Source organism: Paenibacillus pinistramenti (genome assembly GCF_005869875.1).
Taxonomy (GTDB): Bacteria; Bacillota; Bacilli; order Paenibacillales; family Paenibacillaceae; genus Fontibacillus; species Fontibacillus pinistramenti.
Map to the genome: position 1 here is coordinate 80735 of NZ_VAWG01000006.1, position 12940 is coordinate 93674.

11 protein-coding genes are annotated in these 12940 nt (G+C 52.8%); all 11 read right to left on the bottom strand.

Translation table 11 applies throughout. The features are described from left to right. Positions 1-150: 150 nt before the first annotated feature. The 11 genes from FCN15_RS09660 to FCN15_RS09710 all read right to left on the bottom strand — a co-directional run bounded on the left by FCN15_RS09660 (position 151) and on the right by FCN15_RS09710 (position 12930). Positions 151-756, bottom strand: coding sequence for a TetR/AcrR family transcriptional regulator (locus tag FCN15_RS09660; RefSeq protein WP_162515332.1), 606 nt, complete (start codon positions 754-756; stop codon positions 151-153). Further along, positions 743-2212, bottom strand: coding sequence for a DHA2 family efflux MFS transporter permease subunit (locus FCN15_RS09665; protein WP_203232122.1), 1470 nt, complete (start codon positions 2210-2212; stop codon positions 743-745). The genes FCN15_RS09660 and FCN15_RS09665 overlap by 14 nt, the downstream gene beginning before the upstream one ends. Positions 2213-2320: 108 nt before the next feature. Further along, positions 2321-3505, bottom strand: coding sequence for a GNAT family N-acetyltransferase (locus FCN15_RS09670; RefSeq protein ID WP_138494810.1), 1185 nt, complete (start codon positions 3503-3505; stop codon positions 2321-2323). A gap of 60 nt (positions 3506-3565) precedes the next feature. Then, positions 3566-4732 carry a nucleotide sugar dehydrogenase gene (locus FCN15_RS09675; protein ID WP_138494811.1) on the bottom strand — a complete coding sequence of 389 codons (1167 nt, stop codon included), beginning with the start codon at positions 4730-4732 and terminating at the stop codon, positions 3566-3568. Between the two features lie 85 nt (positions 4733-4817). After that, entirely contained in the window at positions 4818-6353 is a 1536-nt protein-coding gene (locus FCN15_RS09680) for a lipopolysaccharide biosynthesis protein (protein ID WP_138494812.1), read from the bottom strand. Then, a complete protein-coding gene (locus tag FCN15_RS09685; RefSeq protein WP_162515333.1) occupies positions 6350-7288 on the bottom strand; it encodes a glycosyltransferase family A protein in 939 nt (312 codons plus the stop codon). Before FCN15_RS09685 ends, FCN15_RS09680 begins: the two co-directional genes overlap by 4 nt. Next, positions 7248-8453, bottom strand: coding sequence for an O-antigen ligase family protein (locus tag FCN15_RS09690; protein ID WP_138494814.1), 1206 nt, complete (start codon positions 8451-8453; stop codon positions 7248-7250). The genes FCN15_RS09685 and FCN15_RS09690 overlap by 41 nt, the downstream gene beginning before the upstream one ends. Continuing rightward, positions 8450-9523: a glycosyltransferase family 4 protein gene (locus FCN15_RS09695; RefSeq protein ID WP_162515334.1), complete on the bottom strand. Its 1074-nt coding sequence runs from the start codon at positions 9521-9523 to the stop codon at positions 8450-8452. Before FCN15_RS09695 ends, FCN15_RS09690 begins: the two co-directional genes overlap by 4 nt. Positions 9524-9648: 125 nt before the next feature. Further along, on the bottom strand, positions 9649-10392 hold the full coding sequence (locus FCN15_RS09700) for a glycosyltransferase family 2 protein (RefSeq protein ID WP_162515335.1): 744 nt from the start codon (positions 10390-10392) through the stop codon (positions 9649-9651). Positions 10393-10465: 73 nt separating this feature from the next. Beyond that, entirely contained in the window at positions 10466-11749 is a 1284-nt protein-coding gene (locus FCN15_RS09705) for a glycosyltransferase family 4 protein (RefSeq protein ID WP_138494906.1), read from the bottom strand. After that, positions 11749-12930, bottom strand: a complete 1182-nt coding sequence (locus tag FCN15_RS09710) for a LegC family aminotransferase (RefSeq protein ID WP_138494817.1) — start codon at positions 12928-12930, stop codon at positions 11749-11751. Before FCN15_RS09710 ends, FCN15_RS09705 begins: the two co-directional genes overlap by 1 nt. Between the last annotated feature and the right edge of the window lie 10 nt (positions 12931-12940).

Below are 12940 nucleotides of genomic sequence, written 5' to 3' on the forward strand. Positions count from 1 at the left end.
CCCTTCTATGTTGGAAGGGGTGTTTCTGCCTAACGCCGCGCGGCGAGTTCCTGCTTGCAAATAAAAGAAAAACACGCCCGGAATGTACCATTCACGGAGCGTGTTTCTTTGCCTGTTTCGTTGCGAGTTTATTGAAGTTATTACTGCAGTTTAGCTTCGCGGTTGCGCGGTGAACAGCGGCTTAATCGCGCACTCGCAGTATTTTTCGGCGATCTGCTCGGTCGTATATCCCATATCATGGAGATAAAAAACCAGCTCAGGCTTCAGCGAAGTCGCTATAAAGCTGGACGTGAAGTCCAGATCGAGCGGCCGCAGCTCCCCGCACTGCTGAGCCTCCTGGAGCAGATCGTGTACCTTCCCCCTGATAAAAATAAATGGAGGAATTTCACACAAATTCGCCGTTGCTTCTTCCAGCCTCGGGGAGTTGAGGAGCGTCTTCATGCTCTGCAGGTCCTTATCCAGATTGTTCAGCAGACGCTTCATAATCTCCGACAAACGCTCGACAATCGGGAGCTCCTTCGCTTCAAGCAGATAGGCTTCGATCTCCCCTGTCAGGCGGTTAAACTTATTCTCCATCAAAGACAGGCAGAGCTTGCTTTTGCTTGGATATCGTCTATACAGCGTCCCCTGCCCGATGCCGGTTTCCTGGGCGATCCGGTGCATGGAGACTTCCTCGACCCCGTGCTCGTCGAACAAGGTTTGGGCTGTCTCCTGAATCTTCAGGGCTAGTTCATCGAGTTCTTTACTGTTCGGCAACAGCCTTCCCTTCTTTCAACTCTGCCTCTTCTTTGGAGAACGTCCGTTTCACGAACAAGCCGATAACGAAAGCAACGACCGCCAGGTAGAAACCTGTCATAAACGAATTATGCAGGCCGGAGACCATGGCTTCGAGCGGATTCTGCGGGCCGTTCTTCTCCATATAATGCTTGGTTCCGGAAGTCATGATACTGATAAACAATGCCGTTCCGATTGCTCCCGCCACCTGCTGCAGCGTGTTCATAATCGCTGTGCCGTGCGGATAGAGACGTATTGGCAGCTGGTTCAGCGCCGTTGTCTGGGCCGGCATCATTACCATGGAGATTCCGATCATCATCAGAACGTGCACCAGAATAACGTGCAGCTTCGACCAGGAGGTATCCACCTGCGAGAACAGGAAGATCGCCGCTACTACGATGATCAGACCCGGGATAACCAATGCTCTTGGTCCAAGCTTGTCAAACAGCTTCCCGGCAATCGGCGCCATCAAGCCGTTGATAATACCGCCCGGCATCAGGACGAGGCCAGCGGCCAAGGCCGTCATGCCGAGTACATTTTGCAGGAACAGCGGCAGCATAATCATGGTGGAGAACAAGCTCATCATCATGATCAGCATCAGTACGGTTACTACGGAAAACATCGGGTATCTGAACGCTCTCAGGTCCAGCATCGGTTCCTTCGCCATAAGCTGTCTCCAGACGAACAGAGCCAGGCAGACTGCGCCGCCGGCAATCGTCCAGATGACCGCTGTATCCGACCAGCTGTGTTCACCGGCGCGGCTGAAGCCGTATACGACTCCGCCAAAACCTAGCGAGGACAGCACGATGGACAGAAAATCAACTTTAGGTTTCGTAAGCTCGGTTACATTTTTCAAATAAACGGCCGCAAAAATAATCGAGAACACTGCAAGCGGAATGATGATGAAGAACAGCCATCTCCAGTTCAGCGATTCCACGATTAATCCGGACAGTGTCGGTCCAATGGCCGGAGCCGTCATAATAACCAGACCAATCATCCCCATCGCGCCGCCGCGGTTCTCCGGAGGGAAAATTGCCAGAATCGTATTCATAAGCACTGGCAGCATCAAGCCTGTTCCGAGCGCCTGAACAATCCGGCCTACCAGCAGCATGCCAAATACGGGGGACACGCCGCATATAATCGTACCGATCAGGAACAGCGTCATCGCGCCGATAAACATCTGTCTCGTTGTAAACCACTGCTGCAGCAGTGCCGTTATCGGCACCAGAATGCCCACCACCAGCATGTAAGCCGTTGCCAGCCATTGAACGGTCGGCTCGTCGATCCCGAAGTTCTTCATCAAATCGGGAAAAGCAATGTTCAGCAGCGTTTCGTTCAGAATCGATACAAACGCACCGATAATCAGCGCAGCTACAATCGGCCCTCTCTTAATCTTACTTAAATCCAGTTTGGCAGAGGATGAAACCCCAGCTCCCATATCCAAAACTTTCACTCTCCTTTGTCTATACGCGGACAATTGTCCGTTCGTGACTTTTATCATAGCTGACAATTGTCCGCTCGTCAACGCACCTCTTAACGCACTTCTCTAGAAAAAGTCCATCAGCGCTGTCGGCCTTGGCGCAAGAACCTGCTCCAGCGCAGCAATGCCGGCTTTACTGCCCGCGATCCGTTCATAGCGCAGCAGCTCGCGCGGCGTCTTGTATCCGAGCAGCACAGCGGTCAAGGTCTGAATGTCACAGCAGACGCCGGCGGCCTGCGCCGGGTCTTCTATTTTTCGAAGCTGTCCCTGCCCTTCCGCATTAACGCTGAGCTGCCAAGTGCCGTCATTCCAGGAAGCAAATTCGTCGCGCAGCTGAAGCGTCAAAATCCTGTCCCCGTCCCCGCTGTCAGCTGCAGGCTGAAACCCATACCGCTCTACGAACGCGGCAGCGTCCACGATCCGGGCCATGAAATAAGGCCAGACCTCCTGCTTGCAGCGGGGGTCCTCCAGCAGGAAGGGCAGCAGATCATCCGCAGGCACATGGTCTACCACAATCTGCTGCACCTTGGAATCATGATTGGCCAGGTAGCCCCACAGTCCGCGGCGGGCCGTTTCGTTCAGGCAGACAAACTCATCGACAGTGAGCTCCTGTCCCGTTATTTTGTAGAGCAGATACCCTTCCGCCCTGCCGGCTTCGGAATAATAAACCGCCGTATAGGTCTCCTCGTCAAACACCGAACGCTCCCACCATTCGGCGGTCCGCACCAGCGTCCCGTTGTAGCGTTTGGCGAAGGATTCATAGAGCGGCCCCAGGACTGACAGGTCCCTTTCTCCTCTTCGTACCGCGCCCGGCGCATGGAACCTGCCTGTCACCTGCTGAACCGGAATCGTATATTTCTTGTATTCGGTGTAGATCTCCCAGCCGAAACGCCGGTAGAAAGGAACCAGAAACGGATGCAGGCAGGACAAGCTCTGCCCCTGCTCCTTCATCACGATAAGCGCCTGCTGGAGAAGCTGGTTCACGAGCCCCTTCCGCCGGTGCTCCGGCCAGGTGCAGACCCCGGCGATGCCGCCCATCGGCACAGGCTGTCCCTGAATATACAGCTCCAGCGGGAGCAGGGTTAATTTCGCCTGAAGCTCCTCTTCTTCAAAAGCACCCCAGAACTGTTCCGGTTTAAAATGGGTGCGCCGCTGCTCCCGGTCCTCAGCCGATAGCTTGTAGCCGAATGCGTACTGCGAAAGCTCGATACTAGAATCAAATTCGTCTGCCCGAAGCTGCCTAATGTCCATATTTTCCCATCCTTTCTATCCTAATTTATTGAGGCTGCTCTCTAAAAATACACCGGCCCGCTAATCCCTGCCGTACAAATCCCGCGTATAAACCTTATCGCGGACGTCCGCTATTTCTGCGGAGAAGCGGTTCGCAACAATGATGTCCGAGGCTTGTTTAAACTCATTCAAATCCGTGACCACTCTGGAGTGCTCGAAATAGTCCTCCTGAATGGCCGGCTCGTACACAATCACTTCCACGCCTCTAGCCTTCATCCGCTTCATCACGCCCTGAATCGACGACTGCCGGAAATTGTCCGAGTCCGTCTTCATGGTCAGGCGGTAAATGCCCACCACCCCCGGATTTGAAGATAGGATCCGTTCGGCGACATGATCCTTGCGCGTCCGGTTAGCGTCCACAATGGCACCGATAATATTATTCGGCACATCCATATAATTGGCCAGCAGCTGTTTGGTATCCTTGGGCAGACAGTAACCCCCGTACCCGAAGGAAGGATTGTTATAGTGACTGCCGATTCTCGGGTCCAGGCTTACGCCTTCAATGATCTGCCCGGCATCAAGCCCCCTGACTTCGGCATATGTATCCAGTTCATTAAAGAAAGCGACGCGCATGGCCAGGTAGGTGTTGGCAAACAGCTTGATGGCTTCGGCTTCTGTTGAATTCGTAAACAGCACGTCTATATTTTCCTTCAGGGCCCCCTGCACGAACAGGCCGGCCAATCGCTCCGCCCGCTCTGAACGCTCGCCAATTACAATCCGGGTGGGGTACAAATTATCATGGAGCGCTTTCCCTTCACGCAGAAATTCCGGCGAGAACAGAATGTTATCCGTCCCATACTTCCTGCGCACGCTCTCCGTGTACCCGACCGGCACCGTCGACTTGATCACCATTACGGCGTCAGGACTGATGGCAAGCACTTTCTCAATGACCGCTTCCACCGAGCCGGTGTTGAAGTAATTTTTACCGGGATCATAATCCGTCGGCGTCGCAATAATGATGTAATCCGCATCCTTGTACGCCTTCTCGGCATCCGTAGTCGCGGTCAGATTTAACGGCCTCGCCGCCAGATATTCCTCAAGCTCACTGTCGATAATCGGCGATATGCGGTTATTGATCCGATCGACCTTCTCCTGGACAATGTCCAGGGCAACGACTTCATTATGCTGCGCCAACAGGACTGCATTGGACAGCCCTACATAACCTGATCCAGCAATCGCGATTTTCACCGTATCAGCTCCTTCTTGTTCAGAACAATCTTGACTACTTAATTGACCACTTGCTTGACCATTTCATTAATACGGCCCTTCCAGTCTATGCCGCTTTGCCGGCCTTCTTCACAACCAGATTAACCGCTCTGCCGAGCACATACTTGAATTCCTCCGTCTTCCGGAAGCTCAGATAGAACCCGGTGTTGACAGCGACAGCACATACCAGCAGCCTGCTTCCAAAGTTTAGATACGGATTCGAAAGATGGATGCCTTGAACGGCCAGGAAGGTCAAAGTCCCTACGCCAATCAAGACAGCGGCATGCCCCAGCTCTCCGAGGAGATAGGAAGCGGCCGGTCTCTTGAAAAAGCGCTGGTACAGCTTGTAAGGCTCGTACCAGATATTTGTGGCAAGCCGCGCCGCCGCGGTCGCCGCCAGAATGCCCGCCAGCCCGAAAGCCATCCCCCACCAGACGGACAACGCCAGGTTAATAATGGAGGCATAAAGCATCACTGCTTTCGTATCCTTGAACAGGTCGGAGGACTGCCTGAAAGCCCCGATCGGCTGCAGCATGCCTTGAATATAGAAGACGGCCACCGCCATATATACTGTCCAGGCATCCATGGCCAGGCTGCTGCCCACCCATAACGCAATAAAATCGTTAAGCAGAAGGACCAGACAAATGGTACAGAAGCCGTGCAGCCAGAAGCTCACCAGATTGATGACCCGGAACATAAAATACTGCCGCTCCGGATTGGCCTCCACATTGATACTTCCAATTGCCGCCTGGAAGGCTGTGAAGATGATACCTATAAAACCTACGATTTGCGTAATGATCAAACTGTAATTGGAATAATAGCCTACCCATATCGTGCCGAGGAGGATGGAAATGAGGATGTTGTCCGTATTGTTCAGAATCACTCCGCCAATCTGGTACCAGAAGAAGGACCTGATCGTATTCCAGATTTCTCTTTTACTCCCCTTGTCCAGCTGGTCTCTCCCGTTAATGAAAGGATAGAGCTGAACGGTTTTTCGGACGCTCATGATATTGATGGCAAGCACACAGGCGATCTGCACCAGGAGATAAAGCAGAAAGCTCTGCAAAGTTAGCAGCACGATAATCTGCAGAATAAACCGGAAGACCACAAACACCATGTTATAAATCTTGAGCTTATAGGCTTTCTGATCGGCAATCACAATGGAGGTCCGGCACACAAAGAGATACGAAGCCACAACATTAAACAGAATCAATAGATAATAGATCGTAGTATGGGGCACCGGCTGCTCCAGATGGATGAAGTATTTCAGGAAAGGAATCATCGCCAGACCCAGCACCGTAACGACGGCTGCAATGCCATAATACAGCTTTCGAAAATAATTGAGCAGCGCGGTCAATCTCGCTGTGTCCTGTGCGGCAAGAGGTTTATACATGCTGTACACAAAAGCATTTCCCATCCCCAGCTCTGCCAGGGCCAGCACGGACAAAATGTTGGAGAACAGGCCGTTTATCCCGAGCAGCTCCACGCCAAGCGTGCGGATAAAGATGATCCGGGACACAAAGTTCAGGATCAGGACAAGCACCTGGTAGAGAATGCCAGATGCCATATTTAAGGTGAAGTGATGCGCTCTGGAGGTACTCATGATTCCAGTCCGCGCTTTCGGCCTTTGATTGAACCATTCAGCTTCTTTATTCCGGTCCGTGCCAGCCCCAGCAGCAGGCCCCCAAGCAGCATGCCGCGGCTGATCTCCAGCGTTGCCCGGATTTCGCTGTAGCTCAGGCTGCGCATCCTGGCATACCCGATATATCTGCCAACGGCCAGATAGTTGTCCGGGAACCGTCTCAGCTTCGCATTTTGCTTCTCCACAAACGTATAACCGGAGAAATTGTCCAGTTTCGTTCGGGTGCCGTTATTCCGCGTCAATCCGTCATCCAGATACCTGCCGATGCAGATCACCTCGCCGAACCACCTGAGCTTGTACCCGTCTCCTGCGATCCGGTCCCACACCGCCGCCTCTCCCAGAAACTTCTCGTTCTCAAACTCCGGGAACGGATAGCTCAGCAGCAGGTCCCTGCGGTAAATTTCAGACTTATCTCCAAGCAGCTTGAACCTTTTGCGCTGCAGATTTGTGGCATCCACGTAAGGTTTCCCTGCAGGATACTGGCCGGCCGGCCGGTCAGCAGAATGCCCCCACAGTCCGGATACCCCGGCAAATTCAGGCTTCCCGTCAACAGTGCCTATCCACTGACAGATCTTGTCCACGGCATCCGGAACCAGATAATCGTCGCTGTCTACAATATAGATATAGTCATATTTTGCCTGGGGAATTCCACGGTTTAAGGCCCGGTGCTTGCCCCCGTTATCCTGCCTGATATAGACAATCTCGAAGCCGCCGCTATGACTCTGACTCTGCTGCCAGCCCTCCACAAGCTCTTTCGTGTTATCCGCTGACCCGTCGTCCACGACGATCCACTCGAACTGCCGGCTGGACTGCCGAAGCAGCGATTCGTAAAGAACGTGCAGAATGTATCCGCGGTTAAAGGCCGGAGTGATAATCGATAGCCGTATCTTGTTCATCGCTTTGCTCCTTGCTGTTATCCGGGTCCTCATCCGATAAATGGTAGGCCAATCCCATAAACATATAATTGAAAAAGTAGACGATATTCCACAGCATGGACACTTCGATCAGCCCGTTAATTAACACGCACAGAAATCCCATAATCAGCCGGGCCTGGGTCTTTGAAAGGGAAATCCGGCTGTATAACTGATTCAATTGCAGCAGCCAGAACCCAAAGAAGAGGATGAATCCCGTAAAGCCGAAATTAGTGATCACAGTAAGGTAGGAGTTATGGAGGTTCAATTCATGCCCTTCCCACAAATCCGCCTTGGAGCCCAAGCCGATAAAGATGGAGACCTCGTCCTTGCCAACCTCACGGTAGAAATTGCCCCAGATAACTTCCCTTCCGGAATATAAAGACTTCTCTGTAAAAGGCACCGAATAGCTGATGCCCTTCTCGTACATCGAGCTGTAGACATAAGTAAAGAGGACGCCCAGAACGATAATGGCCAGGCTGACAAGGAGCGCAAAACTTTTAATCCGCCAAACCTTCTTCGGCAGCACAGTATCAAACACAATAAACATGATCAGGGTGATCAGGCTTCCCCGGGATTCGGTGTTCAAAATCGCCCAAATACTTACCGCGTACAGGACAAGCAGCATGCCGCCTGACCCTTTCCATTTCAAATACCGGATAAAAATGCTGATATAAATCGTGCTGTACAGAAGCACCACGCCAACTGTATTGCTGTTGAGGGTGCCTTGTTCGTTGGCCAGGAACTCATCATACAGGCCGACGGAATGAATGTCCCAATACAGATGGACAACCAGCAGCGTAATCAGCAGCAGCTTGATCCTTCGGCGGTCGAGCCCGCATCTTCTGATCATCCAGTACGTAAGCACGCTGTAAGCCGGAGTAAGGACACTGCCGAAGCCGCCGTCCGTAATCAGCAGGGTTACAAACCCGAAGGCCATGAACAGCATGACAAACAGCAGCACGTCCTGCTCTTTGCGGGACACCTTGTTCTGGAGAAAGAAGATCAATAGCAGCACAGCCAAATTGCCATAGAGCGAAAGCCCCGCGTACATTCTGAAGATACGGATATTTAAAAAGGCCACCAGATTCACGATAATAATCGCGAATAACAACCGGCTGCTGATCGCATTTCTTATTCCTGCATTCATCGGCTGGAGACCTGTGCAGCGGTTATTTTATCAACCAATCCGCTTGCTGCCTGCCGGTACCCGATTTCCTTCGTCTCAAGCCCCGCTTTCAGCCGGCCGGCGTTGCCTTCCTTGATCAGCCGCTCGATCTTCTCCGCGATCTCAGCCGGGTCATCCGTATTGGCAATCCGATCCCCCTCCTGAAGCGTCCCAAGCAGATCCGTCATGCCGATTTGTTCCGACAGAAGCAGACTGCAGTCCGCGAGCAGAGCCTCTACAACTGCCAGCCCGAACGTTTCAAAGCTGCTGTTCTGAATGTACAGCCCGCTTTCGGCCAGAATCTCAAGAACGCGCTCATGCGGAAGATGGTCGTAGTAACGGACAAATTCGTAGCTGCAAATTTCTTCTTTATCGGTGTACGGCAGGCCAATCACGATATAGCTGAGCGCCATGGACTTCTCCCGGTTCAATTGATCAATGGAGCGGCAGACGGTGAGATTATTCTTCTGCGGCATCCCGCCGCCGATGGATACAATTTGCCGGGGGTTCTTGTCCCGGTGGTTCTTATGCTGATCATTCTGGTCCCGGGCCGGCTCTGCGCTTTGAGAAGCGCTGATTCCCTGCTCGATCTGCTCCAGGTCTACCCCGTTGTAATGGTAGTCAAATTTATCGGCGTATTCCGGCTCAGCCTGCTTCATGTACTCCATAAACTTCTTTGAGACGCAGAACACCTTGTTCACATGCTTAAAAATAAATGCTTCAGAATGATGAATCTGCTGAAGCTTCTGCCCGGATATTTGCGGGTTATTCCGCTTCTGTTCAAACGTCTGGTAACCGTGCATGACATAATAGGCTGGCTTGTGCAGGAGCCGTGCCGCTCTGATCACAAGCGCATTGCTCCTTGACGCGCTGCACATGCAGACGCAATCGGACCTCAGGGTCTTCCATATGATCTCAAATACACGCCCGATTCTGCCGTGCCCCTCTGAATACAGATAGCTCCTGCTGCTGCCCAGGCCCTTTCGAAGCAGCTTATTTGCGATCCCCGGACCTGTATCATTCTTGAAATCTCCGACGAAAAATATCTTCATCCATTGATGCCTCATTTCCGTATGACAGATGGTTGCTGCTGGCCGGATGTCCCGGATGTCCCGGATGTCCTGGATGTCCCGGTGTCCCGGCAGTCACGGCTGTCCTCGACGCCCCGCCAGCCATTCTACCCGCCCCTCAGATAGCGGCGCCTTCCTTCCAGCATCCAGCGCACAGCCTCCCGCCGGGACATTTCCTCTTTAAACAGCCCATGCTTTCTTGCTGCAAACTGGACAATCAGGGCTAAGGAATGAAGCCTGGACATCGCGGTAAAGGCCGCTCCCCTGCTGATGAAATAATCGCGGTCGTACCCTTTGAACCATGAGGAATCGCCGATATGGAGATCCGCGATCTTCACCGGCACGTATTGGATCTTCAACCCTTTCCTCAGGCACTCCGCCAGAAAAATATTTTCCTCGCCCATGCGATAAACAGCGCCTGCCCCAAACTGCTCCTTGAAACGTATGCCTGACTGCTCCAGCCTCTCCCGGCGGAAGGCGATTTCGACTGAGGAGACCTTCATGGAGGTCAGGAAATTTAATCTGCGGGGTTCCGGATGGTACGTTTTGAACGGCCTTTCTATCCCCTCTACTTGAAACGTAATCACATCCGCTTCCGGATACCGCTTGAACTGCTCCAAAATGATCTCCTCGCAGCCATCCCTGTACTCCAGATCATCATCTCCCAGCAGGCAGACGGCTTCCGCTGCATGGCTGAGAGCCATGTTCCTGCTGCGGCTCAAGCCCCGCCCGGACGAATTGATCCAGTGAATCCCGTATCCCTTGTGCTCCAGCTGCTGAACGCCGTCCCCGCTGCATTGGTTGACCACAACAGCCCGGGCCCCCAGATTCATCCTATCAAGCAAGCTCATATTAGTTTGATGCATGGTAGATACCAGTACCTGCAGCCGCATATTTTCCTCCTGTACTCGCCCTGTACTCCGGTCAATTCCCATATCCCGTCCCGCTTGCTTTCGCGTCAATTTCGTCAATGATGGATACGAGCTGCTGCGTCAGCCGCTTGAAATCATATTGATAAGCCGTCCTTCTGGCATTCAGGCCCAGTTCCCAGCTTCTATCCTTATCTTGATAAGCTGTAAGAATGGCTTTGGCGATCTCCTCCGCAGTTTGATTGGCGACACTGATGCCGCAGTCGTTCCGGTCGCAGATGCTGTAGCCTGGCGAATAGGTTTGTACGATACATTTTCCCGCTGCCAGGTATTCAAATAATTTGTTTTGGCTTTGGCCGTATTGATCAAGAGAAGTGCTGGAATAATGAAGCAGGTTGATGTCTGCCGATTTGAGAATGGCCGGTACGGATTGTTTGTTGACTTTGCCCATAAAAATAACGTTAGAGATGCTCTCCTCCGCGCACCTCTTCTGCAGAAGCTCTGTTTCGTCGCCGGCTCCATAGATGAGAAAGCGCAGCTCCCCGGCTCCCTGGGCCTGAATAATCTTGGCCGCGTCCAGGATCAGCCCCACCTGATTGACCTTCCGGATCGAACCCGTGTACACGATATTCGTGAACCGCTTGTCCTCCAGCCGGGCATCCACATCCGGATAAGCTGCCGCGTTCTGGTCAAACAGCTCGATGTCCACGCCGTTGTTGATATGCTTGATCTTCTCCGGGTCTACCTGCCTGGACCATCCGCGCCCGATGACGTAATCCTTCCCGCCCTCCCAGGTCATAATGACGGCGTCCGCTTTCTTATAGATCCATTTCTCCCCCTGATAAAGGAGCTTGGCGAGCAGACTCTCTCTCTTCAGCGAGCCATAGGCAACGAGACTTTCAGGCCACAGATCCCGCACTTCACATATGCACGGCACCCCAAATTCCTTGGCCAGCCTGATTCCGGCAACCAGCGTTAATGGATGAACACTTGAGGCTAAAATGACATCCGGCTTGCCGTTCAATCTGGCATATGCTCTGGCGGCCGGATACAGACTGCGGTAGAAGCTGATCATGTTCCGGATTCTGGACCTGCCGTTGCCCGTGTAGAGCGGCGTCCTCATAAACACAAAGGGAATGCCGTCCACCGTGTCGGTCACATATTTCTTTCTGCCCGTCTCAATCACATCGGAGGAGTTATGGATCGTAGAGGCACAAAAAATCGTTGGGCTGCAGGCATGCTGCCCGATCAGATTTTTCGCAAACCAGTAATGTCTTCCGCCCTGGTCCCTGAACATATTCGCTGCATAATGATTGAGCATCCAAATGTTCTTCCTCATCATCTCGTTCCCCCCAGCGTCCTCAGCGCTTCAACAACCTGGTCCAGCTCGCTCTCAAGCAGGCTGGTGCTGCAGGGAATATTCAGCAGATTGTCTTCAAACCTGCAAGCATTCTCGATCTCATAAGCGAGACAGCCCCGGTACGGCTTCTGTTTGTGCACCAAGCCCCACAAGGGCCGGGTCTGAATGTGCCTCTCGTTCAGCTGCCGGAGGAGTTCGTCCCGGTTTAGTCCATACTGCTGTTCATCTATGTAGAGAGAGTAGAACCAGTGATTGGCCCGGGTGTCCGGCCTGAAGGGGTACAGCTCCAGCCCCGGGATGTCGCTTATGGCTGCCTGGTAGAGCCGGTAGCTGCTGATTTTGGCATCAATAAATCTTTCAAGCTGGTCGATCTGGTCGGTTCCGAATGCGGCCTGAATGTTGGTCATCCGGTAGTTATAGCCTACTTCGTCATGAATGAAATAGAGAGGATCGGTCTTGGCTTGTACACCCAGGAAAGCCGCTCTCTCCAGGTACTCCTCATGAGGCGATACAATCATCCCGCCCCCGCCGGTCGTAATGATCTTATTCGCGTTAAAAGAGTAGACCCCGATGTCGCCGATCGTACCGCAGTGCTGTCCGGCATATCTGCCTGCAAGATAATAGGAGCCCAGCGCTTCTGTTGCATCCTCAATGACGTGCAAATGGTATTGCTCTTTGAGCTGCATGAGCTTGTCCATGTTCGCCGGATTGCCAAAGACATGGACGACCACAACGGCTTTGACCGGTCTCTTGGTCCGCCGGTTGATCGTCTGCCCGTTCACCTGATCGCATTCCAGCTCCAGAAACCGCTGCAGCTTGTCCATATCCATGTTTAGGGTGTCGTCGCAATCCATGAACACAGGTTCGGCCTGCATATAACGGACCGGATTAACGGCGGCAATGAAGGTTAAGGACGGGACAATGACTTCGTCCCCGGGTTCTATGCCTAATACCCGCAAAGCCAGATGAAGGCCAGCCGTGCCGCTCTGTGTCGATACCGCCCTCGGGGCGCCGGTATACTTTGCTATTTTCGCTTCAAATTCGGTGATAAATCTGCCGCCTGTCGAAACCCAGCCTGTTTCAATCGTCTCTCTAACATTCTCTAATATAGTTAAGGAGAGGTTAGGCACCGACAGCGGGATAAGCTTGGAATTCTTCAATGTTGGATGT

Excerpts from the sequence above, each read along its gene's own strand:
- FCN15_RS09665 (WP_203232122.1), bottom strand. The coding sequence starts at position 2,212 with ATGGGAGCTGGGGTTTCATCCTCTGCCAAACTGGATTTAAGTAAGATT.
- FCN15_RS09670 (WP_138494810.1), bottom strand. The coding sequence starts at position 3,505 with ATGGACATTAGGCAGCTTCGGGCAGACGAATTTGATTCTAGTATCGAG.
- FCN15_RS09680 (WP_138494812.1), bottom strand. The coding sequence starts at position 6,353 with ATGAGTACCTCCAGAGCGCATCACTTCACCTTAAATATGGCATCTGGC.
- FCN15_RS09685 (WP_162515333.1), bottom strand. The coding sequence starts at position 7,288 with ATGAACAAGATACGGCTATCGATTATCACTCCGGCCTTTAACCGCGGA.
- FCN15_RS09690 (WP_138494814.1), bottom strand. The coding sequence starts at position 8,453 with ATGAATGCAGGAATAAGAAATGCGATCAGCAGCCGGTTGTTATTCGCG.
- FCN15_RS09695 (WP_162515334.1), bottom strand. The coding sequence starts at position 9,523 with ATGAAGATATTTTTCGTCGGAGATTTCAAGAATGATACAGGTCCGGGG.
- FCN15_RS09700 (WP_162515335.1), bottom strand. The coding sequence starts at position 10,392 with ATGAGCTTGCTTGATAGGATGAATCTGGGGGCCCGGGCTGTTGTGGTC.
- FCN15_RS09705 (WP_138494906.1), bottom strand. The coding sequence starts at position 11,749 with ATGAGGAAGAACATTTGGATGCTCAATCATTATGCAGCGAATATGTTC.